We start from the raw sequence: 26,618 nt of genomic DNA on the forward strand, positions 1-26,618 counted from the left end.
GAAAGTTTGAGCCAAGCTCTTTATTATTTGCTTTTTTTAGTGGTTTTTGCTTCCACTTTTGAATTAACTTTGTAGTTAGATTCTTGTCTACTTTTCACATATTTTTTTGTTTAGGTTCTTCGCTCTCTCGAGCTGACAATAATTAGTATATCAAATACATTTTGGTTTGTCAAGCATTTTTTTAAGTTTTTTTAAAATTTTTTAAAAAACTTTTTCTTTGCATTTTCTTGTATTTTATACATAATTGTTGTATTGTTATTATATAACATTTTTATATTTTTTGCAAATATTTTATTTGATTTTTATATTTAATTTTGCTATAATCTTTATAGGAGGTTATTATGGACTTAAAACATTTAGAATCATTTATATATGTAGCTGATTTACACAGCTTTTCAAAAGCTGCTGATAAGCTTTTTGTTTCACAACCTACTATTACTGCGCATATTCAAAATCTTGAAAAGGAACTTGACTGTGCTTTATTAAATAGACTTGGACACACTGTTACTTTGACTAATGCTGGTGAAATTTTCTATAGATATGCTAAAGATGTCGTTTATACACTTGGAAGTGCTAAACTTGAAATCTCTGTTTCTAATTCTAATATTGAAGGTAATGTTAGTATTCTTTCTTCAAGTGTGCCTAAGCTCTTCTATTTACCTGATAAGATTTCAAAATTTGCGGATACTCATCCTGGAATTACTTTTAATATTTCCGGTTTGGATTCTATGAATGTTGTAAATAATGTAAAGAATGGCAAATGCGATTTCGGAATTGTGGGTTTTAAATTTCCTGACCCTACATTATTATATACAAATATTTTTTCCGATGAAATTTGCTATGTGATTAAAAAGGACAAATTTCCGGGTTATTCAAATTTTGATTCCATTGATTATGATGATATCAAAGATATTCCTCTTATGTTAAGAGAACCCGGTAGTGGAACTTTCAAAACGTTTGCTAATGCTGTTACAAAGTCATATCCTGATATTATCAAAAATAATTATTCTGTGTTTGACAGTAATGAGTTGATTATAAATTTGGTCAAAAAAGGCTATGGAGGTTCTTTTATTAGCTCATGGTTTACCGATAATAAAAATGATATTTTGAAGCTTCGTTTAAAGGGAACTCCTATCAAGCGTTCTTTCTATCTTGTTAGACACAAAAATAAAAAGCTCTCGCCAGGTGCTGAAGCTTTTTACGATTTTTTAGTTTAATTGAATTTTATATGTAAAGAGGGTCATCAAGACCCTCTATTTTATTGTATTTCTTATTTTACTTAGGTGGTTTCCAACCGTTTTTGGAGCAATTCCAAGAATTTTTGCTATTTCATCTTTATTTTTCCCGTCTTTTGCCAAAACATATATTTGGTACTGCCTTTTTGTAAGGTTATCCAGCTTTTCTTCATTTTCTTCTTTGGCTTTTACATAAAATGGTGAAATGTATTTATTATCATTTTCAATTTCTTGAATTGCTTTAATTAAGATTTGTTTTGAATCAAAGGCATTGACGACGGCATCAACACCAATTCTGAAAACAGAACGATTTATTATACTTTCGTCAACTCCCGTCACAAGAATTATATTTGCGTAAAATGAATTTTCTTTAATAGATTTTATTAGTTCAAGCTCTTCTTTCCTTAAATCATAAGAAATTATTATTATGAGCCTTGATTTAAAATCTCTTTTATTTATGCTTTTAATTTCCTTCTCGATTGCATTATAACCCGTTTGAATAAGAATGTTTTTTATACCGTCAAGTATTAGGTTTGCATTCGTTACGACAATAGCTTTTTTACTATTTCGATTCGTAAACGGCTTTTCCATTTTTTATCACCTTATCAGTGTGATTTACACCAAAGTGATATAGAACATAGTTAATGTTCGGTGCATCGAAAATTGTTATATCTGCAAGTTTGCCTTCCATTAGACTTCCCTTTTTATCTTGTTCGTCTATAGCACATGCTGCATTTATAGTAACTCCGACCAACGCTTCAGCGGGTGTCATTTTCATATTAAGGCATGCAAGATACATACAAAGTTGAATATTTTCCGTAGGGCAGCTTCCAGGATTGTAGTCTGTTGAAATTGCAACAGGCACTCCCTTTTCAATCATGAGTCTTGCCGGTGCAAAAATTCCATCTCCCATGTTAAAGCTTGTTCCCGGAAGAAGATTTGCGATTACTCCACCTTCTTTTAGTTCATCCACACCTTTTTCTGAACATTTAATAAGGTGTTCTGCACTTATTGCACGAACGTCAGCAGCAGTTTTTGTCCCGCCGATTTCTTCGATTTCATCTGCGTGAATTTTCGGAGTTAGTCCGTGTTTTTTTGCAGCTTCCAAAAGTCTTTTGCTGTCTTCTGCATTAAATACGCCTTTTTCACAAAACACGTCGCAGAACTTGCATCTTCCGTCCGCTTCTATTTTCGGAAGATAGTCATTTATAACGATGTCAATGAATTCTCCCGGATTTGATTTATATTTTTCAGGAATTGCATGAGCTGCCATAAATGTTTTTACAATCTCTACAGGAAGTTCTTTTCCGAGTCTGTCGGCAACATTTAATTGCTTCATTTCCGTGTCGAAGTCGTCAATTCCGTATCCTGTTTTTGCTTCGATTGTCGTTACACCGTAGGAAATCAATCTTTCAACAGATTTTTTTGCTTGTTCGAATAATTCATCTTCGCTCATTTCCTTTGTTTGTCTAAGTGTCGACATAATTCCGCCGCCTCTTTCGAGAATTTCAAGATATGTCACTCCGTTAAGTTTCATATCGAGTTCATTTTCTCTTGAGCCGCCGTGAACCAAGTGAGTATGTGAATCTATAAGACCCGGAGTTACAGTTTTTCCTGTTCCGTCAATCAATACAAAATCATCACTTTTTTCGTATTTCGGTGCATTTTCCTTGTTTCCCGCATATAAAATTTTATCGCCCGAAACAAGTACTACTCCGTCTTTTATCTTTTCAATTTCTCCTTGAGCTTTTCCCATTCTTGGAGCATTTTCGCCCGCAACGGTAATAAGCTCTGAAATGTTTTCAATCGCTAGAGTTACCTTAGTCATGGAGTCTCGTCTCCAATACTTGCGAATGATCGAATTCATCAATTTGCAAGTACCATTTTGCAGCATCCAAAAGTGCATCCATAGGAACAAGTCCTATAACTTCTGAGTTTACAACGTTTACACCGTATCTTAAAGCTTCACGTTTTATAAATTCAAATGCGTGATATACACTTGTGTGAGTATAGTCAACCAAGTTCATTGATACTTGTGCAAGATTCTTGTCTTCAAGTAGAAGACCCATAGCTTTACAGTATGCGAATCCACCGCCTTTTGCACGAATTTTTTTCGCAATAGCTTTTGCAATTTCAACATTATCTGTACTTAAATTTACGTTAAATGCTACAAGCGGCATTCTTGCTCCAACAGCTGAAACGCCTGATTTTTTGTTGAGTTCAATCGGTCCGAAGTCAGGTTCCCAACCTTCTGATTTAAGTTTTTCTTCCATTCCTTCGTATTGGCCTTTTCTTACTACAGCCAAATTTTCACGTTCTGGTTTTGAAGCGCTCTTTTCATAAAGATATACACTTATTCCAAGTTCGTCTCCAATTCTCTTTCCAAGTTTTTTAGAAAGTTCAATAGCTTCTTCCATTGTGACTTCTTTAATAGGAATTAAAGGACAAACATCCATTGCTCCCATTCTCGGGTGTCCACCTTGATGTGTAGTCATATCGATTACTTCAGAAGCTTTTTTTGCAGCATTAAATGCAGCTTCGATTACAGCTTCAGGTTCTCCAACAAATGTTACAACGCTTCTGTTGTGTGTTTCATCTGATGAATAGTCAAGTAGTGTTACTCCCTTAACCTTTCTAACTTCTTCAACTATTTGTTCGACTTTTTCCTTGTCTCTGCCTTCCGAAAAGTTAGGAACGCATTCCAAAATTCTTGCCATTATAATTCTCCTTTCAATTATAAATCATATTTTTGCATTTATATTTTACCCATTAATCATTGATTAAGAACAAAATTTTGACTAAAGTGAAAAATAAGGCCGCATTATATAGCGGCCTTAATGATAGACAGGTGAGCCCATCTGCCACCAAATTAACATTTTTTCAAATTTTCTTCAACCAATCTGTTTACCAATTCATCATCAGCAATGTATGGAATTGTGATGTGTGAATTGTTGTTTTTATCTTTGTTGTATGCAATTGTTGTTTCAATTGAGTGTTCATTTCTTGCCCAACTTCTTCTTGAAACTCCGACCATTGTATCCCAGAGCATTGCACTCTTCAAAATGTTGTCAACTCTTTCAGATCCGTCAAGAACCATACCAAATCCACCATTGATGGATTTACCGATTCCAACACCGCCACCATTGTGAAGTGCAACCAAGCTCATTCCTCTTGCACAGTTTCCTGCGAAACATTGTGTAGCCATGTCAGCCATAATGTTTGAACCGTCTTTGATATTTGATGTTTCTCTAAATGGTGAGTCTGTTCCACCTGTGTCGTGGTGGTCACGTCCGAGCATAACAGGTCCGATTTCTCCATTTCTTACAAGTTCGTTGAACTTAAGAGCAATTTTGAGTCTTCCGCCTGCATCTTGATATAAAATTCTTGCTTGAGAACCGACAACGAGTTGATTCTTTTCAGCATCTTTAATCCAAATATAATTGTCTCTGTCTTGTCCACGTCTGTCCGGGTCAATACATTCCATTGCAGCATGGTCTGTTTTTACCAAGTCTTCGTGTTTACCTGAGAGACATACCCATCTGAAAGGTCCGTAACCGTAGTCAAATAGCATAGGTCCCATAATATCTTCAACATATGACGGGAATACAAATCCTTCACTTTCGTCAACTCCATTTTTAGCAATATCCTTTGCACCTGCATCAAATACAGCCTTCATAAATGAGTTGCCATAGTCGAAGAAATAAGTTCCCTTTGCAACCAACGCTTTAATCAATTCATAGTGATGGCGAAGAGATTTATCTACTTCTCTCTTGAATCCTTCGTGGTCTGTTGCAAGCATCCTTGTTCTTTCTTCGAAAGTCATGCCTTGTGGACAATATCCTCCGTCATATGGAACGTGACATGAGGTTTGGTCGGAAAGAAGTTCTATATGAATGTCGTTGTCCACAGCATATTCGAGCAAGTCTACAATATTTCCATAGTATGCAATTGATCTTGCTTCTTTATTGTCAACAGCTTTTTGAGCCATCTTGAATACTTCTTCACAACTGTCGCTGTACTCATCAATCCAACCTTGTTCAAGTCTTGTTTCAATTCTTGACAAGTCAACTTCAGCGATAAGTCCAACAGCTTTAGCAATCTTTGCAGCTTTTCCTTGTGCACCGCTCATTCCGCCGAGACCTGATGAAATGAACATGTGTCCAGCCAAATCGCCGTGTTCAGGAACACCGAGTTTTAATCTTCCCGCATTCAAAATTGTATTGAATGTTCCGTGAACAATTCCTTGAGGTCCGATGTACATCCATCCGCCTGCAGTCATTTGTCCATAGTTTGCGTTGCCCATTGCGATTGCTTTTGTCCAGTGGTCTTGGTCGTCAAACATACCTACCATAAGAGCATTCGTGATAATTACTCTCGGAGCTTGTTTGTTTGATTTAAAGAGTCCCATCGGGTGGCCTGACATCATTACAAGAGTTTGTTCGTCGGTCATAACCTTTAAATATTCTTGTGTCAATCTGTATTGCATCCAGTTTTGAACAACTTGTCCGGTTTCACCGTATGTTACGAGTTCATATGGATAGAGTGCAACGTCGAAGTCGAGGTTGTTATCCATCATGAGTTGGAAAGCCTTGCCTTCCATTGTCTTTCCTTCGTATTCATCGATAGGTTTAGCCTTGATGTTTCCTGCCGGTCTGTATCTGTAACCGTAAATTCTTCCTCTTGTCATGAGTTCTTCCATAAATTCAGGTGCAAGAGTTTCGTGAAGACTTTCAGGAATATATCTCAAAGCATTCTTTAAAGCAAGCTTCATTTCATGTTCTGAAAGAGTTAGTTCACGCTTTGGCGCTCTTCTGATTTTAGGGTCAAATTCGAGCTTCGGCGGTAAAGTTTCAGGAAGCTTAATTGTCATAGCTTCTGAAATGTCAATGTTTCTGATATCCATAATATCCTCCTTATACTTCTAATGTTCCGACAGCTGATTCAGCTGCTTTTATAATATTTCCGTCAACAATCAATTTGTCAACAGCTTCTATATCAACACTCATAATTCTGTCTTTTTCATTGAATGTAACAACTTTTCTTACTTCATCGTAGACAGCTTTTGTAGCTTTTGCAAGTTTATCGCTTGATTTGTTCAAATCAATTGCTTGACATGCTGCAAGAATTTCCATAGCTAAAACTTTTCTTGTATTAAATGCAATATCTCTTGCTTTTCTAGCTGCAATTGTTCCCATTGAAACATGGTCTTCTTGGTTAGCAGATGATGGAATTGAGTCAACACTTGCCGGATGAGCTAAAACTTTATTTTCACTTACAAGTGAAGCTGCACTGTATTGGACAATCATAAATCCGGAGTTAACTCCACCTTTTACACATAAGAATGCCGGTAGTCCGTGGCTTAGAGCCGGGTTTACCATCTTTTCAAGACGTCTTTCAGAAATATTTGCAAGTTCTGAAAGTGCAATTCCTAAAAAGTCGAATGGAAGTGCCATCGGTTCGCCGTGGAAGTTTCCTGCTGAAATTGACATTTCATCGTCCGGGAAAATAATCGGGTTGTCTGTAACCGAGTTCATTTCAATATCAACTTTTTGTTTTACATAATTTATAGCATCCTTACATCCTGCGTGTACTTGTGGAACGCAACGTAAGCTGTATGCGTCTTGAACACGAACTTCGCCTTGTCTTGTTGTGTTCTTTGAACCTTCAAGGAGCGTTCTAACATTCTTTGACGTTGCTGCAAGTCCGTTGTGTTTACGAACATCAGCAATTCTTTGGTCGTATGCGTCAATAATTCCGCCGAGTGCTTCCATTGTCATCGCAGCTGCAATGTCACTTACTTTTGAAATGTTCATTCCGTCGTAAAGTGTGAGAGCGCCGACTGATGTCATAACTTGTGTTCCGTTTATTAAAGCGAGACCTTCTTTACTTGTGAGGTCGATAGTTTCAATGCCTGCTTCTTTCATAGCGTCAACAGATTTTCTGACTTCGCCCTTGTAATAACATTCACCAAGTCCAAGCATCGGTTGAACCATGTGTGAAAGTGGTGCCAAGTCGCCTGAAGCTCCGAGTGAACCTTTTTCAGGAATAATAGGTGTGATTCCTGCATTTAACATTTTTAAAATTGTTTCTGTTGTTTCGAGTCTGATTCCTGAGAAACCTTTTGCAAGGTTGTTTGCACGAAGAACCATAATTCCTCTTGCAATATCTTCAGGAAGCGGATTGCCAACACCACATGAGTGGCTCATGATAAGGTTCTTTTGGAGTTCCTTCGTTTCGTCTTCCGGAATCATTACTTCCGCAAACTTTCCAAATCCTGTTGTAACACCATATACAACCCTTTCTTCTTCGACAAATTTGTCTACAATTCTTCTTGATGCTTTGATTCTTTCTTTTGCGTCATCGCTCAACTCAACTGTTGCTCCACATCTTGTTACTGCAACCAATTGGTCCAATGTCAAATCACTGCCGTTTAATACAATCTTGTCCATTTTTACCTCCTTGATATAGTTTATATTTCATCGTGCTAAAGTCAAAAAAACAACCGTGGCCTAGACCACGGTTAAAATTCTTTGATTCTATTGTGAATATCATGTTTTTTCATAAAAATCTCCTTCACAATTATTCACTAACTATATTTTACCACAAAGTGAATAATATTGCAATGCTTTTTACAAAAAATTTATGATTTAAATCACTTTTATTGTTCCAGATACATATGAGCTAGCGTATTTACGTCGCCCGCACCCATAGTTATAAAAAGATCTCCCGACTTTAGATTTTCATTTAAAAATACTAGTGCATCGTCGAAACCCGGGAAATATTTACAATGAATTCCCCTTTCCTGCATAGCTTTCACCAAATCCTTCGAGTGAACTTCTTTTCTGTCAACTTCTCTTGCCGCATAAATATCTATGACGACAACTTCATCTGCCAATTTAAATGAATCTGCAAATCCATTTAACAAAATTTTTGTCCTCGTGTAAGTATGTGGTTGAAATACACAGAAAATTCTTTTATAATGTGCATTTTTAAGTGCATTTAAACTTGCCATAATTTCTGTCGGGTGGTGAGCATAGTCATCCATAACTGTTACGCCTTCTCTTTGGCCGAGCATTTCAAGTCTTTGATGAACGGGTCTATAGTGCTCAATAGCTGAAACTACTTCTTTTATATCGAGTCCCGCATTAACACTTGTAGCAATCGCTGCGAGTGAATTTAATACATTGTGAAGGCCCATAACCGGAAGGTTGACCGGATAGCTCTCACCATTGTATTGAACTTTGTAGTGAGCAAAACCGGATTCATCATAAGTTACGTCGCCCCCTCTAAAGTCAGCGTCTTGATATACTCCGAAAGTGATAACTTTGCCCGGAGCCGAGTTTTTAATTTGAATCAAATTCGGCTCATCAGCATTAATAATAAGGGTTGAATCACTTTTCAAGTTTCCCATAAATTTAATAAAAGTTTGTTCGATTTCATAAATAGACTTATAGTAATCGAGATGGTCCTCGTCTATATTTAAAACAACCGCTGTTGTCGGAAAATATTTTAAAATATTGCCCTTGTATTCACATGACTCCGACAACATTATATCATGTTCGCCAACCAAAACGTTGCCACCAATTTCATCCAAATTTCCTCCAACCAATATTGTCGGTTTAAGGGTTGTATGGTGAAAAATTGTTGCAAGCATCGATGTAGTTGTAGTCTTCCCATGCGTACCCGTAATTGCAATCGATTTTTTATAAAGTTTCATAAGTTCCCCGAGAACCGTCGCTCTGTCAAGAACCGGAACTCCAATTTCTCGAGCTCTTTGAAGCTCCTCATTGTCTTCGCTTATTGCATCTGTATAAACAACAAGATCCGGTTTTTTTATATTTTCTCTTTTTTGCGGAGCAAAAACTTCTGAACCTTTAGAAATAAGCTTTTCGCACATAGGGGTAATCTTTCTGTCGGAGCCTGTAACTTTATAGCCCCTCGACAAAAGAACTTCAGCAATCGCACTCATTCCGATTCCGCCGATGCCGATGAAATGTATTTCTTTTATATTTTTAAAATTTATACTCATAATTTATCCTTTTTATTCTAATTTCATAAAATCATTATTAATTATTATATCAATTTTTATTATAAATATCAAGTCAGAGTTTTTTCGTGACGCATACAATAAATGTTCATTTTTTAATCTCTAACATGATAAGTTTACATAGTTGACTTTCTTTATCATATGGTGTATAATAAGGTAATCTTTTCAAAAAGAAAAGTATTTAAAACACGAGGTGAAAATCATGCAAATTACTGATGTTAGAGTTAGACTCTTAAACGATAGCGGTAAGCTCAAAGCTGTAGCAAGTGTGTCGTTTGACGACGAATTTGTTGTACACGATTTGAAAATTGTTGAAGGTGTAAATGGTCTTTTCATTGCAATGCCTTCAAGACGTGCTAAAGACGGAGAATTCAAAGACATCTGTCACCCTATCAACAACGATATGAGAACAAAAATTGAAACAGCAATATACAAAGTTTACAATGAATTGATTAATTCACAAGTTGAATCCGAAAGTACATCGGAAACTGAAACAACTGAAGAAATCTAAGATTTTAAAATAAAAAAAGCCTGCACTTGCAGGTTTTTTTGTTTGGTGGAGCATAGGAGGCTCGAACTCCTGACCTCCACACTGCCAGTGTGGCGCGCTCCCAACTGCGCCAATGCCCCAAACGAATAACAAAGTAATTATAACATAACTTTTATAAAATAGCAATAATATACATATTTGTTTTCAGCTAAGAATTATAAATCAACAATATTTAGCATACAGCGAGGAAACTATTCCCAAAAACTTATTATAGAATTTTTGGAAAATGTTCGGGTATGAATAGATATAATCAAAATATTTAAATAAAACGGAGGTATATATGGAAAGAAAAATCATAAAAATGGTTCAAGGTTATAGAACAAGAGACGGTGCAGGTGTCAGCCTGGTGCGTGTGCTCGGGAAGGACACTATCGAGGATTTCGACCCGATTTTAATGCTTGATTCGTTTGACAGCACTAATCCCGAAGATTACATTAAAGGTTTTCCAATGCATCCGCACAGAGGTATAGAAACTATCAGTTATTTATACAAAGGCAAGATGATTCACAGGGACACTCTCGGAAATGAAGATGCAATCACATCGGGCGAAGTTCAGTGGATGAATTCCGGCTCGGGGATTGAACACGAAGAGATGATTCCTTCGTCCGACAGACTTCTCGGAGTGCAACTTTGGCTAAACCTCCCAAGTTCTGAGAAGATGAGCAAGCCGAGTTATCACAGAATTAATTTTGAGGATATAAAAGAACTTGATATTGAAGGAGGAAAGCTTCGGCTTCTTGCCGGTCAATATGGTGAACACCACGGCTACAAGGGCGAGCACTTGCCATTTAATTACTACGATATACACCTTGATAAAGGAGCTGTGTTTGAAAATAGTACGGCAAACGACGAGTCGATAATGCTCTTTACTCTTGTTGGTGACATCGAAGTTGCAGGCGAAGTTGTAAAAGAAAAAACAGCCGCAAAACTGAGCGAAGGCGACAGCATTCGTATAAAAAGTTTAACCGACGGAGCACAAGTCTTGTATATAAGTTCGAAAAAGCTCAATGAGCCGGTTGCATGGGCGGGTCCTATTGTAATGAACACCCCGAAAGAAATTCAGCAAGCATATATCGACCTTAGAAACGGCGATTTTATAAAAGAAAAAATAGATTATTAATTTTGCGCCCTCTTGTCGTGCAAGTCGATAAAAGAGGGAGTTTTTTAATCAAAATTACAGTAAAACTTCATGCAATAATATTTAACCCACTTGAATTTAGATATTTTTACTCATTTAATAAATTATCAATTAAATTTGTGTGCTCACAGTTTATAAATATATTAATACAAAAAATGGATGCCACCTACTTCATATAGGTCCGCATCCATTTATTTTTTTATTTCAAATCCTTCTTTTCTTGCCACATATCTTTTGATTTTTCGTATCCGTCTTCATTTGTAAAAACGGTTCTTCCTTTATTTTTCATTGCAGCTTCAAGTCTGTCTGCAAAATCTGCGAAGTCTTCCTTCTTTGTTTCAAGCGCTTCTTTTAATTTCTTTTCCAAATCTTCAACAGAAGTTTCGTTTATTCTGTATGAGAAATCTCTAAGCGATCTCATTCTCGGTGTGAGGTTCGGGTCAAACGAGTTGTACGAGCCAATAATAAGGTCATCAATTTGTTCTTTTTTAAGGTCGCGTCCTCTAAGCCAATCCATCGACTTTTCAAAAACGTCAAATGTGTTTTGAAGGTTCGGGTCTCTGTATGAATAGAATACAACACAATCATCGCTTTGATTTATTCCATCGCCGTATGCTCCACCCTTTGCGCGAATATTGTCGTGTAGGAAACTGTTTGAAAGCATATTTCTCACAACTGAATCGCTTCCTGAAGTTTTCGGTAAAATTCCTGCGTCGATGCAGTAGTTTACATCTGTTATTGCAACAAGTGCAGTGGTTGTTCCCGGGTTGTTTTTAAGAGCAAATTTCTTTTTGTCGATTTCTCCGTCAACTTTTAAACCCTTTTTCTCAAGAACCGCTACCGCCTTTTTGATGCCTTCGCTGTCCGATGTGATGTGATAGAATCCCTTTTCATCGAAAATGTTTTTATAAATTTCATACATATCTTCGAGATATTTTTTCATCTCAACATCATCCATCGATGCGACTTTTTCAATATATTTGATATAATCTGCTCCAGAAATTTTTGCATCGATTGCAAATCTTCTGTTCACATTTTTCATCGCTTCAGTTCTCGTTATGGCAATACCTGTCATAACTGCTTTGAGTTTCAAATCGGAAATCATTGTATTTAAAATTTCTTTGATTTTCTTTGTGTTGTCAAAAACAGTAGTCTTATGAACTTCTTCAAAAAGATCATATGCCTTTTCAAAATCGTAACCGTCCGAGCTCAGCTTCTTTGATAAAAAGATTGAAGCTTCGTTCTTTTCATAATATTTGCTCGTCATAATATTGACGTTAAAATCATATGAAATGAGATTTATTTCTGTATTTAAATCTTTGTAGTTGTACTTTTCGGTGTCGATTCTATCAATCAAGTCCGACAAAAGCGTGATTGCTTGGAGCTTTTCATCGTCCATATCATCAATTGGAACGAGAGCATCCATATATGTCACTCCGCCCGTAAAAGCTTCGCACGAAGAAATGTTTCCATCAATTTTTTCATTTTCTTTTTGCAGCTTGTCGCTCAAATCTTTAACATTGAGCCTTGGAAGAGTTTTCTTTGCTTCTTCGCTGTCTTCGCTCAATTGGAATTCATGAAGTTCCTTTGTTTTTTTGATAATTTCTTCGAGTTCTTCATCGCTCAAGCTCTTCTTGTGTTCTGCAAGTTTCTTTTTGAGTTCTTCTTCTCTTTTCTTTCCAAGCTCCGGATCCGGCTTTACGAGCATGGTCATTCTGTAGCCGTCAAAATAATCTTTTGCGTATTTTTGTACGAGCTCAGAATCGTTTTCAAGCTTTTCAAACGCATCGTCAAATTTTAGCGCATCAATCGGGTCCTTGTCATATAACCACGTTTGGAATGCTCTTATATATGTCATAATTCCAAGATGCGGCGTGTCGCCGTATGTCTTTATTTCATATTTAAGTTGATGAAGAATCGATTTAAATAATTTTTCATCGAGTCCGGACTTTATTAGGCTTCCAATTTCTTCGTCTATAATCTTTAAAATTTTATCCTTATCTTCGGCGTTCATGCCTTTAGCGATAATAGATAAATTGTTTACAGTTCCAACGCTGTACATAGTTTCAACGTCGGTTGCGAGACCTTCCGAAAGAATTCTGTCCTTAATCGGCGCACCGTCTTCCGTAACAAGTGCACGTGTTATCACTTCGTGGCACAAATTGTTCAAGTTGTCGGTCGAATCGCCCGCAAGATATGAGACAACAAAGAAATCGTTTTTCGGCTTTGCTTCCCCGAAATATGTGGTTTCAACATCGATATTCTTTTCGAGTGGTTTTATATATTTCATAGGATTTTTAACATCCTTAAATTCAAACTCGCTCAAATAACCGTCCAAAAATTCGAGTTCCTTATTTGTGTCACCGTTTCCATACAAGAAAATATATGAGTTTGACGGATGATATTTTTCTCTGTGATAATCCAAAAGCGCCTCTCTTGAGAGAGTCGGAATGAACTCCGGGTCACCGCCTGAATTTGTGTTGTATGTTGAATTCGGATACAAATATCTTGCAATCTTGTCCATGACTTGCGAAATATCGGAGCTCATGGCACCCTTCATTTCATTATAAACAACGCCGTTTATTGTGAGCGGTGCATCTTTGTTTTCAAGTTCATAGTGCCAACCTTCTTGCATAAAAATCTTTTCGTTGTTGTAAATATCTGGGAAAAGAACAGCATCCATGTACACATCCATGAGATTAAAAAAGTCTTTTTCATTTCTCGAGCTTATCGGATAGATTGTCTTGTCGTCAAATGTCATCGCATTCAAAAATGTTTGAAGACTCGATTTAACAAGGTCCATAAATGGTTCCTTGGTCTTGTATTTTCTGGAACCTGAAAGAACCGAGTGTTCCAAAATGTGGCAAACTCCGGTGTCGTCATTTTGAACTGTTCTAAAACCGATTCCAAAAGCTTTGTTTTCATCGTTATTTTCGACTTTTAAAACTCTCGCCTTTGTTTTTTCGTGTTCATATAAAAATGCATCGCTGTTAAGTTCGTTGATATGTTCTTTTTTTATTAGTTTAAATTTATCCATATATTCTCCTTTTATTTTGTGGTTTATGCTTCTCGTCTATTTTCAAAAGCTTGTCTTATGGTTGCGGAGTCAAAATATTCCAAAACTCCACCCGCAGGGATGCCCTGCGAAATCTTAGTAACTTTCTTGCCCGATTCTTCGACAAGTGCTTTCAAAAGAAGTCCCGTCTGTTCACTCTCAACATTGCTGTTTAGTGCAAGAATAACTTCATTGATTCCATCATCTTGAACGAGTCTGTTCTTCAATCTTCCAAACCCCATTTCTTCAGGGCCGATTCCCTTTAACGGATCTAAGTGTTCTTCGTCGAGCACAAAATAAAGTCCATCATAACAGTTCGAATTTTCAAAAGAGTCTACATCCTTAGGATTTTGAACAATCATAAGTTTTGAATGGTCCCTCATCTCCGAAGAACATATATTACAAACTTCTTTCTCAGAATAATTTCCGCAAATTTTGCACTTTTGAATGGATTTTTTTGCAAGACTTATCGCATAAATCAAATTGTCAGAATCCGCTTGCGGCATATTTATAATATAATATGCAAGCCTTTTTGCACTTTTCCTTCCAATTCCCGGAAGTGCCGCAAGTCTGTCTACCAAATTTTCAAGTGCGTTAAGACTCATTAAAACAATCCCGGCATATTGAGACCTTTAGTAAATTGTCCCATTGCATTTTCCATTTCATCGTCAGCTTTTTTGATTGCTTCATTTGCAGCTGCCATAATAAGGTCACAAAGTGTTTCTACGTCATCCGGATCAACAACTTCAGGGTCGAGAACGATTTTTGTGATTTCCTTATTTCCATTAATTGTAACTGTGCAAACTCCCCCACCGCTTGAAACCTCAAACTCTTGATTTGCAACTTCTTCTCTCTTTGCTTCCATATCCTTTTGAAGCTTTTGAACTTGCTTCATCATATTTTTCATATTTCCGCCGCCATTAAAATTTCTCATAATTAATTAACTTCCTTTCTTTTTTATTCTCTAATTTCGAGCTTATCGCCGAATAAATCAATTACTTTTTGCATTCCTTCGTTTGATGACCTTATCTCAATAGATGCTCCACCACCAACGATTTCGTTCAATTTTTCTGTAAGTTCTTTTTTTGAACTGTTAAAGATAAAATCTTCTTCCGAATTTTTCGGAGTAAAAATCATTTTCTTATTTATAAATTTTATATAAAAATTGTCTTTTGAGAATTGCAAAAGAGGATTCCCTTCGACAATTTTATCAAACATCTTTTCACCCTCTTCATTTTGAAGTGTACCGTCATCAACCGGTTCATTTTTTTCAACCTTGTCTTGTTCTTTCGATTCCGATTTCTCTGCTTCGATGGGTCCTTTTAAATCTTTCTTTTCTTCTATATATTCGTCGTGCTTTTCCACTGTTTTAATTTTGTCTTCTTTGGTGCTTTTTTTAGGAGTTGGATCTGTTTTACTTTTCAATCCCGAAACATCAGGTGAAAATTCTTCATCTATATTCATATAATCCGACTCTTCTGGTTCAAAAAAAGGTCTTTCTTCAAAATCCGAACCCGATTGAGGTACTTCTTTTTTTATATTGCTTGTATCCTCACCTATTGGTACCTCTGTCTTATATTCGCTTATATTTTCCGTTTTGCTTGCCTCTTCAGATTTTTTTTGCTCCACATCTAAAGACTCGACAGTTTCTTTTTTTATTTCATCTTTATCTTGTTTTTTTGCGAGATTTTTAGAAAAAAGCTCATTGAAATCCGTCTCTTTTTTATCTTTTACAAATTTTGGAATTTTTACATCTTTCGCATTTGAAACCGAAGTCGTGACGACTCTGTTTCTTGCAATCTCAACAAGGCCCATTTGAAACATAAGCGCCTCATCGTATGCATAATTTATGCCGTCAATAAGTTTTCTGAATGATTCAATCAAATCAAGTATCCTGTTTTCATCTACATAATCACTAATCTTAGAAAGGATATCTTTTCTTTTAGTCGACAGCCCGTCCGATTCCCCCATCTTCACAAGATACAAATCGCGGCACGCTTTCATTAGCGCATATAAGGTCTTCTCTCCTGATCTGCCCCTTTTCATTATATAAGTTGTTTCGCTCATAACTCCCAAAACATCATGATTCAAAATATCCGTAAGAAGCGGAGCTATTTCATCTATCCCCGTAAAACCAAGAAGAGTAGAGATAATTTCCGGAGTTATAGGTCTTATTGGAATCGACAAAAGTTGATCGAGCATCGACAAAGCATCTCTCATTGAACCGCCAGCATTGTCGGCAATAATTCCAAAAACTTCTTCCGAAACTTCCTCGTTCAATCCATTAGCTGCCGTTTTTAAAGACTCCTCAAGTTTATCTTTTGAAATCCCGTGAAAATCAAAACGTTGAAGCCGTGATTTTACAGTATCCGGCAATTTTTCAGGCTCTGTCGTTGCAAGTATAAATATGAGATGCTTTGGAGGTTCTTCCAAAATTTTTAGAAGAGCATTAAACGCCGAGTTTGAAAGCATGTGTGCTTCATCTATAATATAAACCTTCTTTTTTAAAGTTGTAGGCGGATAAACACCAAGCTCTTTTAACTCTCTTATATTGTCAACTCCGTTGTTCGAAGCCGCGTCAAGCTCCAAAACATCCACTGCTCTGTCCTCAAGAATCGCCTTGCAATTTTCACACTCGTTACAAGGCTCACCATCGTGAGGATTTAAACAATTTACCGCCCTTGCCAAAATCTTTGCACAGCTCGTCTTACCCGTTCCTCTTAGTCCACAAAAAAGATAACCATGCGAAACGGAATCATTTTTAACCTGATTTCTTAAAACCTCAACAATTAAATCTTTGTCGACTACTTCACTCCATTTTTTAGGACGAAGCACCCGATAAAGGGCCTTTGTCATAATCTTTTTCCTTCTTTCAACAAGTCATATCTAATTTGATAGAGTTTAGGTGAAAGGTCCACATAATATGAATGTGGATCGTCAAGCCTTTTAATTTCATCCCAAAGTTTTGCCTGTTCGGATTTTGCTTTATTTCTTATCTCTTCTATATCAGGCTTCTTATAAATCAATTTTCCACCTTCAAAAATCTTTTTCATCAAAGGTTCTGTGTAATAATTTTCAAGAATCGTTCTTTTCCATGTATATAGCGGGTGAAAAATTTCAAGCGGTTCCCCATTTGGAGCCGGTTCATCGTGAAGACAAACCAAATCCGCTTCCATAAATCCTGTGTCTTTATTATAAATTCTATAAATTTGTTTGAAACCCGGAGTTGTAATCTTTACAACATCTTCTGATACTTTTATCTTTGGAATGATTTTCCCATCTTCTTCCATCGCAACTAGTTTATAAACCCCTCCAAAAACCGGGTCACTTTTTGCAGTTATTAGCCTTTCACCAACTCCAAAGCTATCGATTTGTGCACCTTGGTTTAAAAGATCTCTAATCTTAAACTCGTCCATGCTATTGGATACAACAATTTTCGCATCCTCAAACCCTGCTGCATCAAGCATTTTTCTCGTTTCTTTTGTTAAATATGCAATGTCACCGGAGTCAATTCTTATTCCAAGCGGCTTATATCCTTTTCCCTTTAGTTCATTAAATACTTTTATAGCATTCGGAATACCAGACCTTAAAACATCATATGTGTCTACCAAAAGAAGGCATGCACTCGGATAAACTTCCGCATATGCTCTGAAGCTCTCAAGTTCGCTGTCAAAACTTTGAACCCATGAATGTGCCATTGTTCCCGTTGCAGGGATTCCTAAGTGTCTATCGGTATATGTGTTCGCACTGCCGGCAGCTCCGCCAATATACGCAGCTCTCGCCCCATAGTTTGCAGCATCAGCACCGTGAGCACGTCTGCTTCCAAATTCGCTTATTGCCCTTCCCTTTGCAACTCTAACCATTCTAGAAGTTTTTGTTGCAACAAGAGATTGATGGTTCAAAATTAAAAGAAGCATTGTTTCAATCATTTGAACTTGGTAAAGCGGACCTCTTACAGTTACAATCGGTTCGTGTGGAAAAATTACAGAGCCTTCTTCGATTGCCCAAACGTCGCATTCAAATTTAAATTCTTTGAGTTTTTCTAAGAACTCTTCTGAAAATATTCCTTTCCTTCTAAAAAATTCTATATCATCATCGCTAAATCTTAGATTTTCCAAATACTCTATCAACTGAGTCAGTCCGGCGAAAAGGGCATAACCTCCATCGTCCGGTACAGACCTGAAAAAATAATCAAAATATCCAATTTTGTCACCGCGTCCGAGTTTTACATATCCATTTGACATTGTGAATTCATAAAAATCAGCAAGCAGTGTTAAATTACGTTCATCGCTTTGCATTAATCCCGCCTCCATTAATATTAATTATAACATAAATGCGGCAAATTTTCATCCGAAAACGCTTTATTTAAATTGTTTGATGGAGTTAAAATTGTCGCATAAAAATACGGACCATAAAAGGTCCGTCCTATCAATTATTTTATAAGTGCTTGTGCCTCTTTAAAAGAAGGATTCTTTGCACTCTTAAGAATGTCAAATATCAAAAGTTCAAAATTTATAATATATGCACCAATATTTCGCAAAAGCTCTATGCCGTTTTTTTTGTTTTCCAAAGTCCTTGATGTCATCGCCTCTTCAACTACAAAAACATTATAACCCGCTTCAAGCAAATCGCGTCCTGTTTGAAATGCGCAGATATGTGCTTCCTGTCCAAATAAAACAATATTTTTCTTATTCAGTTTGTCTATCTTCTCTTTTATTTCGGGATTTAAATAGCACGAAAACTCAGATTTATCGAGCGCATCATGATCTTCATCTCTAAATTCTTCAATAAGCCCTCCTAACCCCTTCCTATACTGTGTTGTAAAGAGCTTTTCAACATCTACAATTTTTGAAAAGTCATACGCCTTTCTCGAAATATCGATAACTCTTGAATTTTCAAACATAGCAGGCATAAGTTTTTCCTGAAAATCTATAAACAAAAATAATGTATCGTCTTTATTTAGATTAAATGTAGCCATATAACCTCCTTATTGATAAACTTTAAAACCTCGTTTCAAACCACTTTTAATAAAGTCAACCTTAACTTCACCTTTCACGATTTCCAAAAGACTTTTTTCAACTAAAAATGTCAATTGTCCAATAGCAATTTTTTCATCGTTCTCTCTTTCTATGTCCGGGAGCACGCCAAGACTCACTCCACATCATGAATAGCTTTGTATATATATTCTAACATTATTTGCATCAAGTTCGTTAAAACGTTCTTTTGCATTTTCTGTCAATTTAATATTCAAATTTACCACCTCGTTTCATTTTTACCCAAAATTCAATAAAAAAAACAAAAGGGTCACTCAAGTAACCCTTTTGTTATCTATTTTTCTACTTCATAAGAAAGCTCATCATCTTTCACCCGAACAACAACTTCGTCTCCTTCTGAAATTTTTCCTTTTATTATTTGTTTAGCGAGTGCTGTTTCAACCGATGAAGAAATGTATCTCTTAAGAGGTCTTGCTCCATATTCAGGAGTATAACTTCTGTCAATAACATATTCTTTTGCTTCATCTGTAAATACAACCGTGATTCCTCTTTCCTCGAGTCTTTCATTTAACGAAGCGACTGATATGTCAATAATCTTCTTCATATTTTCCTTTGTAAGCGGTTTAAACATAACAATTCCATCTACTCTGTTTAAAAATTCTGGCCTGAATGAATTCCTCAAACTTTCCATAACATTTTTTTCCGCTTCAGGAACAATCTCTCCTTTATCATCAATTCCGTCAAGTAATATAGGAGAACCTATATTTGAAGTCATAATCAATATTGTATTTGTGAAATCAACCACACGACCACGGTTATCCGTCAAACGCCCGTCATCAAGTACTTGTAATAGCAGATTGAAAACATCTGGATGAGCTTTTTCAATTTCGTCGAAAAGTACTACTGAATAAGGTCTTCTCCTTACAGCTTCAGTGAGTTGTCCACCTTCTTCATAGCCTACATATCCCGGAGGAGCACCGATTAAACGAGATACTGAGAACTTTTCCATATACTCGCTCATATCAATTCGAACCATATTTTTTTCGTCATCAAAAAGATATTCTGAAAGAGCTTTGGAAAGCTCTGTTTTACCTACCCCTGTAGGGCCGAGGAAAATAAAGCTACCAATCGGACGGTTTTTGTTTTGTAGACCAGCGCGGCTCCTTAAAATTGCATCAACAATTTCTTCGACCGCTTTGTCTTGTCCCACAACCCTCTTATGAAGTTCATCGTCAAGACCTAGCAACTTTTCTCTGTCTGTAGAAGTTAATTTTGCAACAGGAATACCTGTCCAACCGTTAACAACTTGTGCGATTGTCTCTTCAGTTACTTCCGTTGTTAAAATTTTGTCTTCTCCTGATTCTTCATTTAAATTCTTAAGCTCTTCCATAAGTTTAGGCAACTTGCCGAACTTTAGCTCCGAAGTTTTTTCAAGATCGTAGTTTCTTTCTGAAAGTTCAATCTCTGTCTTGACATCATCTATTTCTTTTTTAAGATTTTTTATCTTTTCAATACTACTTTTTTCTTCTTCCCACTTTTCTCTCAAAACTTCATATTTTTTCTTTAATTCAGCTATCTCAGTTTCAATATTTTCAAGTCTCTTTTTAGATGCATCGTCCGTTTCTTTTTTTAATGCCTCGCGTTCGATTTCAAGTTGAAGAATTTTTCTTTCGTATTCATCAATCTCAACCGGACTTGAATCAATTTGCGTTCTAACAAGTGCCGAAGCTTCGTCCATCAAGTCAATAGCCTTATCCGGTAAAAATCTATCAGTGATATATCTGTCGCTCATTGTGGCAGCCGCTATAACTGCACTATCAGAAATTCTTATTCCATGATGAACTTCATATTTTTCCTTGAGCCCACGCAATATAGAAATAGTATCTTCAACAGAAGGTTCTCCTACATAAACTTTTTGGAATCTTCTCTCAAGTGCAGCGTCCTTTTCGATATATTGGCGATATTCATCTAGCGTCGTTGCACCTATACAATGTATATCTCCCCTTGCAAGCATAGGTTTCAAAAGATTTCCTGCGTCCATAGCACCTTCCGTTTTACCGGCACCGACAATATTGTGAATCTCATCTATAAAGAGGATAATCTCTCCGTTCGACTTTTGCACTTCATTCAAAACACTCTTGAGTCTTTCTTCAAATTCTCCTCTATACTTTGCACCGGCAATAAGTGCACCCATATCAAGTTCATAAATAATCTTATCTCTAAGCCCGGTCGGCACATCATTTTTTACTATTCTTTGTGCAAGCCCCTCAACAATTGCCGTCTTTCCGACACCCGGCTCACCTATTAGAACCGGATTGTTCTTTGTACGTCTTGATAATATTCTTATTACATCTCTAATTTCTTCATCTCTACCAATGACCGGATCCATCTTGCCCTCTTTTGCAAGTCCAACCAAATCTCTACCGAAACGGTTTAAAGCATCAAGGGTTGATTCAGGATTATCCGTATTTATATTTTGATTACCTCTAATATTCATAAGCACCTCCATAACTTTATTTTTTTCTATACCATACTTATTAAAAATATTTTTTAAATCTCCCGGATTGTCTAGCATAGCAAGGAGCACATGTTCCAATGAAAGGTACTCATCTTTCATATCCGCGCGCTTCTTGTCAGCCAAATTAATAATATCTTCTAAATCACGGGACATATAATTTTGTCCACCTGAAGTTTTAGGCATATTTTCTAATAACGACTTAGCATCGCCTAAAATCTCTGGCACGCTGATTCCCATTTTTGAAATCAACAGACTCATAACACTTTCTATACTAAGTGCAGAACAAAAAAGATGCACCGGTGTTACTGTCGCATTTCTGTACTCTTCTCTCAAGCGTACCGCACCGTTTAATGCTTCCGCTGTTTTAACAGTATAATTTTTATCACTCATTTAAATCACTCCCTTTAAAAAACTATTTATTAAAACTTTCATATAAAGACTTATACAAGTTCTCCTGCTCTTCATTTAAGGTATCCGGATTTTTTAGTTTCACTTTGAAAAATAAATCTCCTTTGTTGCCTTTCATATCTTGGAATCCTTTTGATTTTATCCTTATCTTCTTTCCTGACTCAATATTTTTCGGTAGTTTTAATTTAATCTTTTTGCCTTCAACTTCAGCAACTTTTTCACCACCAAAATAAGCTTCCCAAGGATACACTTCAAGATCACGAATAATATCAAGACCCTCTAGTTTTTCACCATTTCCAATAACATTTATTGAAAACAAAATATCTCTGTCAAGTCCCCATTTGGAACCTCTCACCTTAATTCTTTTGTTCGGTGTCATACCTCTAGGAACTTTTACATCTATATTATGATTTGTTCCATTTATATTAAGAGTAAGTTTTTTTGTGGTACCATTTTGAAGTTCTTCTATAGATAAATCCAAATTTGACTCATATGGTTCTCTTCTTTGTGTGCGTCTTCTGCTTCCGAACAAATCCGAGAATCCACCAAAACCTGAGTTTGAACTACTACTGCTTTCAGCACTAAAGTTGCTGCCATTAAAATTGCCTCCGAAAATCAAATTGAAGAAATCTGAAAAGTCGCCGGCACCGCCACTACTGAAATGACTGAACCCGTATGAATTAGGATCGAAGTTTTGCCCACCTTGGAAATTGTAGTTGGAGCCGAAGTTATCGTATGTGCTTCTCTTTTTATCATCACTCAAAACTTCATAAGCTTCATTAATCTCTTTAAATTTCTTTTCAGCTTCCTCATCACCCGGATGCAAATCCGGGTGATATTGTTTCGCCAATTGTCGAAATTTTTTCTTTATTTCTTCTTTTGTCGCGCCTTTTTCAACGCCTAAAATTTTATAATAATCTTTATATTGCATAAATCCACCTCAAAATAAAAAATTTATTTTTTCGTCCAATTTGTTTGACCATCTTTGACCTATCAAATATATACCCGTATTATGCCATTTTAAACACTTTCATCTTAAAAAATTCTTAAGCAAAATTATTTGTTAATTTTTAGTAATATCTTAATTATTCTTAATCATTTTATTTTTTTAATTATTACTTTTCTCGTATGTTTTTATATATTCATATTAATTATTTTCTTTTATTTGTATTTTGATAGTCATAATAAAATTTTTATTATATATTGTAGTTAATTATTTTTATTTTCTTTAGATTTTATAATTAAATCAGAAATATTCATTGTATTAAATTTAATATTTTGTAATTAATTTATAAATTTGTGGGTATATAATAAATACAGATAAAGAAATACATAAAAATATTTCAGTTTCTTGTAATTTTAATAAATATGATAACTATATTTTATAGTATTTGTTTGATAAATACCAAAGAAAGGAAAGAAATATGTTATACAGGAATAATTTTTTAAAAAACATAATGATAATATTAACAGCGTTGCTAATAATGCCAACTATGCAGGCGATTATAGTTGCTAAATCTAATACCAAAGACAGTTTTAAAAATACTCATACAAATATAATGTATGATATTATAGGACCACCCCTCGGTAGCTATGATTTAAATCAAAACCCTCGCAAATTTGATTACATAGCCAACGATACAAATAAGCCAGAAATTCAAATAAATGGAATTTTTAGTGACACATATAATGGGATTAAAATTAATAGTACAAAAACTACAAACACAGAGAATAAGATTAATCCAAAATACTTATCTCAATATAAGGAACTTGTTAAAGCAACACAAAGACACGAAAAAAGTTATATTTTCCAATTATCGGAAATAAAAAAAGAATATTATAGTTCATTTATAAATGAAATTTGGAGTGCGTTAAGATCAGACGAAGCCGTTCCAAAAAGCATTATTTTTAGAACGGTTACAGCAGAAGGTCCACTTCAAAGCGGATACTATAGAAATGTAAAAGTTAAATTTAACTTCGACTATACTGTAAGTCTCGAAAAAGAAAACCACTACAAACAACTTGTTAAGAATATAGTTTCTACTTTCCCCAAAAATATTACAGATGATAAAAAAGTAGAATTGATAAATAAATATATCGTTGAGCATGCCCAATATGCATATAACGAAGTAAATGCCGGAGTTAATACTCTTGCAAACGGCCTCGACATCAACTCGCCATATGCAATCCTCGAAAGCGGTAAGGGCGTATGCGGAGCATATTCCGCACTATTCCAAATGATGGCAAAAGAATCCGGATTGGAATCGAAAGTCGTTGTTGGAACTTCATACTCATATAACAATTGGGGTTCACACGCATGGAACATCGTTAAAGTAAATGACGAATGGTACCACGTTGACACCACATGGAACGACGTAGCAAACAACGGAAATTACGGTTACTTGATGATCGGTGCAACTGAAATTGCAAAAAATCATAAGTGGGATCAAAACTTATACCCACAAACATCTATTGCCGGATTCAGTAATAAGAGCTACGCACTAAAAAACTTATAGCATTCTCCTTTCGTTAGTAAATTTATATAAATAAAAAAGATGCACAGACTGTTCACTGTGCATCTTTTTTATTTATATAAAGAGCTTTTTATATTAAATAATAAGGAATATTATTTAATTATTCTTTATTATTTAAAGCTTTCACTTTTTTATTCTTATTAAAAATATGTTTTTTGTATACTTATATTATAATATGCCTAAAATACTTTATTAAATATAATAACATTATATACTTTACTAAAAAATATATTGATTCTGTTTTTTTACTTAATTATAATATCTATTTTTCCTGTTCTAGATTTATTCTTAATAGCAAAGTTTTTTTACATAAATTTTAATTTCTTATTTTTCATTCTTTCAATATACTTATTTTGTTTTCTATAAACAAGCTAGCAATAAGTTTTTTAGAAATTTTTTATCATATAATTAAATTTTATTTTTTACCATAAAATATAATATATAATTTGTTCATTTCATATGCATCTGTTTTTAATACATATAATTATACTATTCTTATTTTTAATGTAATAGTAATCCATAATATTTTTTTATATTTTAATAATATTCAAATTTTAAAATCTACTATAAAGTATTTCTTAATACTTATGTATTTTTATTAATTTAAACTTTTCCATTCACATATCTATATATAATATAATAAAAAAAATATTTAAGAATCGCTTATTGACTTTATATATAAATTTCTTTCTATCTCATTTCTAAATAAAGTTTATAAAAAGAGTCTTTTAATTATATCCTCAATTTATTTATATCAATATAAAAAGTTTTAACCCAATATTTTATAATTGCCTTTTTAATTTTTATTTTATATAAACTAAATCTTATCTAATAAGTTTAAAAAAAATTTTTAGCGTATGTATTCATAATATTCTCTCATATTCCATAATTTATAATACAAAAAAACGGAAGATAAATCTTCCGTTTAAATTTTTATTCAGTTGCAAGGTTGTCAAAGTATCCTTGAATCAAAATGATTGGTGTTCCTTTGTCCCCTGAACCACTTGTAAGGTCGCACAAGCTTCCAATCAAGTCGGTCAATTTTCTTGGAGTTGTTCCAAGCTTTTCATTTTCATTGTGGACCACATCCTCATCATACTTATGTTTAATCTTTTCGAGGATTGCGTTGTTCAATTCTTCACCTTTTAAATCCTTGAAATCATTATCAGCCAAGTATTTTAATTTAAGTTCATTTGGAACACCTTCCAAACCTTTTGTATAGCCAGGGCTTACTACAGGGTCTGCAAGTTCCCAAATTTGTCCTACAGAGTCTTTGAACGCACCGTCACCATAAACAAGTACTTCAATATTTTTTCCTGTTGCTTCTTTAAATCTACTTTGTAAATCATTTGCAAATTTAAATGAATCACGCGGGAACAATTTTACACTATCCTCTGTTGATTTGTTTGCACCAAGAATACCATATTCTTTGTTGTATCCGCTTTCTCCAACAGGTTCGTTTAAAACATCTTCTATGTTATAAACAAGTGCTCCTGCATCTTTCAAAATCTTTTTAGTACGCTTTCTTGAGTGGATGTCAGCTGTTAAAACCTTATTTGTGTATTTTAAAATATGAAGAGGATCGTTTGAGAAAATAATTTCGCATTCAGCACCTTCAGATTCAATCAAATCTCTGTAAAATTCAACATAATCTACATGTGTAAACGGGTGATAATTCTTTCCAAACTTATCTCTGTATTCTTTTTCTGTCATAAGTTGACTTAAATCTTTCATTCCGGCTTCGTCTAATTGTTCCAAAGTTAAAAGATGGTTTCCAACTTCGTCAGCAGGATATGAGAGCATAAGAGTTATTTTCTTGGCTCCTTTTGCAATACCTTTTAGACAAACAGAAAATCTATTTCTACTTAAAATCGGGAAGATAAGTCCAATGTGGTCTCCGCCGAATTTCTTTCTAATATCCTCACCGATTTCATCAGTGTTTGCATAGTTACCTTGACTTCTTGCAAGTACAGCTTCTGTAACACCGATAACGTCTCTATCATGTATAGGTATATTTTCACTTGCAACAGCATCCATTACTGAGTTTACAACAATCTCAGCAAGGTTGTCGCCTTTTTTAATAATTTTTGTTCTAATTCCGCGTGAAACAGTTCCAATAAATCTTGACATATTCCCTCC

20 protein-coding genes and 1 tRNA gene are annotated in these 26,618 nt (G+C 35.1%); 4 read left to right on the forward strand and 17 right to left on the reverse strand.

The annotated features are described in order from the left end of the window. Window positions 1-341 precede the first annotated feature (341 nt). Complete coding sequence (locus C7381_RS07570; protein ID WP_034547545.1) at window positions 342-1,217, forward strand: LysR family transcriptional regulator; 876 nt, start codon at window positions 342-344, stop codon at window positions 1,215-1,217. A gap of 36 nt (window positions 1,218-1,253) precedes the next feature. Here the strand turns inward: C7381_RS07570 and C7381_RS07575 are convergent, their stop codons facing one another. From C7381_RS07575 to murC, 6 genes are all read right to left on the reverse strand, one after another. After that, on the reverse strand, window positions 1,254-1,826 hold the full coding sequence (locus C7381_RS07575; protein ID WP_116480505.1) for a LuxR C-terminal-related transcriptional regulator: 573 nt from the start codon (window positions 1,824-1,826) through the stop codon (window positions 1,254-1,256). After that, window positions 1,798-3,063 carry an imidazolonepropionase gene (gene hutI, locus C7381_RS07580; RefSeq protein WP_116480506.1) on the reverse strand — a complete coding sequence of 422 codons (1,266 nt, stop codon included), beginning with the start codon at window positions 3,061-3,063 and terminating at the stop codon, window positions 1,798-1,800. Before hutI ends, C7381_RS07575 begins: the two co-directional genes overlap by 29 nt. Next, a complete protein-coding gene (gene ftcD / locus C7381_RS07585) occupies window positions 3,056-3,952 on the reverse strand; it encodes a glutamate formimidoyltransferase (protein WP_116480507.1) in 897 nt (298 codons plus the stop codon). Before ftcD ends, hutI begins: the two co-directional genes overlap by 8 nt. 152 nt (window positions 3,953-4,104) lie before the next feature. Next, a complete protein-coding gene (locus C7381_RS07590; protein WP_116480508.1) occupies window positions 4,105-6,138 on the reverse strand; it encodes a urocanate hydratase in 2,034 nt (677 codons plus the stop codon). Window positions 6,139-6,148: 10 nt separating this feature from the next. After that, the gene (hutH, locus tag C7381_RS07595) at window positions 6,149-7,684 is read right to left on the reverse strand and encodes a histidine ammonia-lyase (RefSeq protein WP_034547554.1); all 1,536 of its coding nucleotides are present in this window, start codon (window positions 7,682-7,684) and stop codon (window positions 6,149-6,151) included. Window positions 7,685-7,893: 209 nt separating this feature from the next. Beyond that, the gene (gene murC, locus C7381_RS07600) at window positions 7,894-9,264 is read right to left on the reverse strand and encodes a UDP-N-acetylmuramate--L-alanine ligase (protein ID WP_116480509.1); all 1,371 of its coding nucleotides are present in this window, start codon (window positions 9,262-9,264) and stop codon (window positions 7,894-7,896) included. A gap of 220 nt (window positions 9,265-9,484) precedes the next feature. On the opposite strand from murC, the gene spoVG reads away from it, so the two are divergent. Beyond that, entirely contained in the window at window positions 9,485-9,793 is a 309-nt protein-coding gene (spoVG, locus tag C7381_RS07605; RefSeq protein ID WP_034547558.1) for a septation regulator SpoVG, read from the forward strand. A gap of 43 nt (window positions 9,794-9,836) precedes the next feature. On the opposite strand, the gene C7381_RS07610 is transcribed toward spoVG, so the two are convergent. Continuing rightward, window positions 9,837-9,912: transfer RNA gene (locus C7381_RS07610), tRNA-Ala, on the reverse strand. 200 nt (window positions 9,913-10,112) lie between these two features. On the opposite strand from C7381_RS07610, the gene C7381_RS07615 reads away from it, so the two are divergent. Further along, window positions 10,113-10,952, forward strand: a complete 840-nt coding sequence (locus tag C7381_RS07615; RefSeq protein ID WP_116480510.1) for a pirin family protein — start codon at window positions 10,113-10,115, stop codon at window positions 10,950-10,952. A 217-nt stretch (window positions 10,953-11,169) separates the two neighbouring features. On the opposite strand, the gene C7381_RS07620 is transcribed toward C7381_RS07615, so the two are convergent. From C7381_RS07620 to C7381_RS07655, 9 genes are all read right to left on the reverse strand, one after another. After that, window positions 11,170-14,007, reverse strand: a complete 2,838-nt coding sequence (locus C7381_RS07620) for an insulinase family protein (protein ID WP_116480511.1) — start codon at window positions 14,005-14,007, stop codon at window positions 11,170-11,172. Window positions 14,008-14,030: 23 nt separating this feature from the next. Then, window positions 14,031-14,630, reverse strand: coding sequence for a recombination mediator RecR (recR, locus tag C7381_RS07625; protein WP_034547564.1), 600 nt, complete (start codon window positions 14,628-14,630; stop codon window positions 14,031-14,033). Continuing rightward, on the reverse strand, window positions 14,630-14,959 hold the full coding sequence (locus tag C7381_RS07630) for a YbaB/EbfC family nucleoid-associated protein (RefSeq protein WP_034547566.1): 330 nt from the start codon (window positions 14,957-14,959) through the stop codon (window positions 14,630-14,632). The genes recR and C7381_RS07630 overlap by 1 nt, the downstream gene beginning before the upstream one ends. Before the next feature lie 23 nt (window positions 14,960-14,982). Continuing rightward, window positions 14,983-16,881 carry a DNA polymerase III subunit gamma/tau gene (gene dnaX, locus C7381_RS07635; protein ID WP_116480512.1) on the reverse strand — a complete coding sequence of 633 codons (1,899 nt, stop codon included), beginning with the start codon at window positions 16,879-16,881 and terminating at the stop codon, window positions 14,983-14,985. Then, complete coding sequence (locus tag C7381_RS07640; protein ID WP_116480513.1) at window positions 16,878-18,323, reverse strand: nicotinate phosphoribosyltransferase; 1,446 nt, start codon at window positions 18,321-18,323, stop codon at window positions 16,878-16,880. Before C7381_RS07640 ends, dnaX begins: the two co-directional genes overlap by 4 nt. Before the next feature lie 134 nt (window positions 18,324-18,457). Then, window positions 18,458-19,003, reverse strand: coding sequence for an isochorismatase family protein (locus C7381_RS07645; RefSeq protein ID WP_034547570.1), 546 nt, complete (start codon window positions 19,001-19,003; stop codon window positions 18,458-18,460). Window positions 19,004-19,012: 9 nt separating this feature from the next. Beyond that, window positions 19,013-19,180, reverse strand: a complete 168-nt coding sequence (locus C7381_RS08615; RefSeq protein ID WP_156095630.1) for a hypothetical protein — start codon at window positions 19,178-19,180, stop codon at window positions 19,013-19,015. 173 nt (window positions 19,181-19,353) lie between these two features. After that, window positions 19,354-21,927, reverse strand: a complete 2,574-nt coding sequence (clpB, locus tag C7381_RS07650) for an ATP-dependent chaperone ClpB (RefSeq protein ID WP_116480514.1) — start codon at window positions 21,925-21,927, stop codon at window positions 19,354-19,356. Window positions 21,928-21,949: 22 nt separating this feature from the next. Continuing rightward, window positions 21,950-22,876 carry a DnaJ domain-containing protein gene (locus C7381_RS07655; protein ID WP_034547574.1) on the reverse strand — a complete coding sequence of 309 codons (927 nt, stop codon included), beginning with the start codon at window positions 22,874-22,876 and terminating at the stop codon, window positions 21,950-21,952. A 526-nt stretch (window positions 22,877-23,402) separates the two neighbouring features. Between C7381_RS07655 and C7381_RS07660 the strand changes: the two genes are divergently transcribed. Next, the gene (locus C7381_RS07660) at window positions 23,403-24,461 is read left to right on the forward strand and encodes a transglutaminase domain-containing protein (RefSeq protein WP_165803638.1); all 1,059 of its coding nucleotides are present in this window, start codon (window positions 23,403-23,405) and stop codon (window positions 24,459-24,461) included. A 951-nt stretch (window positions 24,462-25,412) separates the two neighbouring features. On the opposite strand, the gene C7381_RS07665 is transcribed toward C7381_RS07660, so the two are convergent. Further along, window positions 25,413-26,609 carry a coenzyme F420-0:L-glutamate ligase gene (locus C7381_RS07665; RefSeq protein WP_116480516.1) on the reverse strand — a complete coding sequence of 399 codons (1,197 nt, stop codon included), beginning with the start codon at window positions 26,607-26,609 and terminating at the stop codon, window positions 25,413-25,415. Between the last annotated feature and the right edge of the window lie 9 nt (window positions 26,610-26,618).

The sequence above is a fragment of the Ezakiella coagulans genome, assembly GCF_003096635.1.
Taxonomy (GTDB): Bacteria; Bacillota; Clostridia; order Tissierellales; family Peptoniphilaceae; genus Ezakiella; species Ezakiella coagulans.

Coding starts and splice junctions, on each gene's coding strand:
- C7381_RS07660 (WP_165803638.1), top strand. CDS start 23,403: ATGATAATATTAACAGCGTTGCTAATAATGCCAACTATGCAGGCGATT.
- recR (WP_034547564.1), bottom strand. CDS start 14,630: ATGAGTCTTAACGCACTTGAAAATTTGGTAGACAGACTTGCGGCACTT.
- C7381_RS07615 (WP_116480510.1), top strand. CDS start 10,113: ATGGAAAGAAAAATCATAAAAATGGTTCAAGGTTATAGAACAAGAGAC.
- C7381_RS07570 (WP_034547545.1), top strand. CDS start 342: ATGGACTTAAAACATTTAGAATCATTTATATATGTAGCTGATTTACAC.
- C7381_RS07645 (WP_034547570.1), bottom strand. CDS start 19,003: ATGGCTACATTTAATCTAAATAAAGACGATACATTATTTTTGTTTATA.
- C7381_RS07575 (WP_116480505.1), bottom strand. CDS start 1,826: ATGGAAAAGCCGTTTACGAATCGAAATAGTAAAAAAGCTATTGTCGTA.
- C7381_RS07620 (WP_116480511.1), bottom strand. CDS start 14,007: ATGGATAAATTTAAACTAATAAAAAAAGAACATATCAACGAACTTAAC.
- clpB (WP_116480514.1), bottom strand. CDS start 21,927: ATGAGTGATAAAAATTATACTGTTAAAACAGCGGAAGCATTAAACGGT.
- C7381_RS07590 (WP_116480508.1), bottom strand. CDS start 6,138: ATGGATATCAGAAACATTGACATTTCAGAAGCTATGACAATTAAGCTT.
- C7381_RS07630 (WP_034547566.1), bottom strand. CDS start 14,959: ATGAGAAATTTTAATGGCGGCGGAAATATGAAAAATATGATGAAGCAA.
- dnaX (WP_116480512.1), bottom strand. CDS start 16,881: ATGACAAAGGCCCTTTATCGGGTGCTTCGTCCTAAAAAATGGAGTGAA.
- spoVG (WP_034547558.1), top strand. CDS start 9,485: ATGCAAATTACTGATGTTAGAGTTAGACTCTTAAACGATAGCGGTAAG.
- C7381_RS07665 (WP_116480516.1), bottom strand. CDS start 26,609: ATGTCAAGATTTATTGGAACTGTTTCACGCGGAATTAGAACAAAAATT.
- murC (WP_116480509.1), bottom strand. CDS start 9,264: ATGAGTATAAATTTTAAAAATATAAAAGAAATACATTTCATCGGCATC.
- hutH (WP_034547554.1), bottom strand. CDS start 7,684: ATGGACAAGATTGTATTAAACGGCAGTGATTTGACATTGGACCAATTG.
- C7381_RS07655 (WP_034547574.1), bottom strand. CDS start 22,876: ATGCAATATAAAGATTATTATAAAATTTTAGGCGTTGAAAAAGGCGCG.
- ftcD (WP_116480507.1), bottom strand. CDS start 3,952: ATGGCAAGAATTTTGGAATGCGTTCCTAACTTTTCGGAAGGCAGAGAC.
- C7381_RS07640 (WP_116480513.1), bottom strand. CDS start 18,323: ATGCAAAGCGATGAACGTAATTTAACACTGCTTGCTGATTTTTATGAA.
- hutI (WP_116480506.1), bottom strand. CDS start 3,063: ATGACTAAGGTAACTCTAGCGATTGAAAACATTTCAGAGCTTATTACC.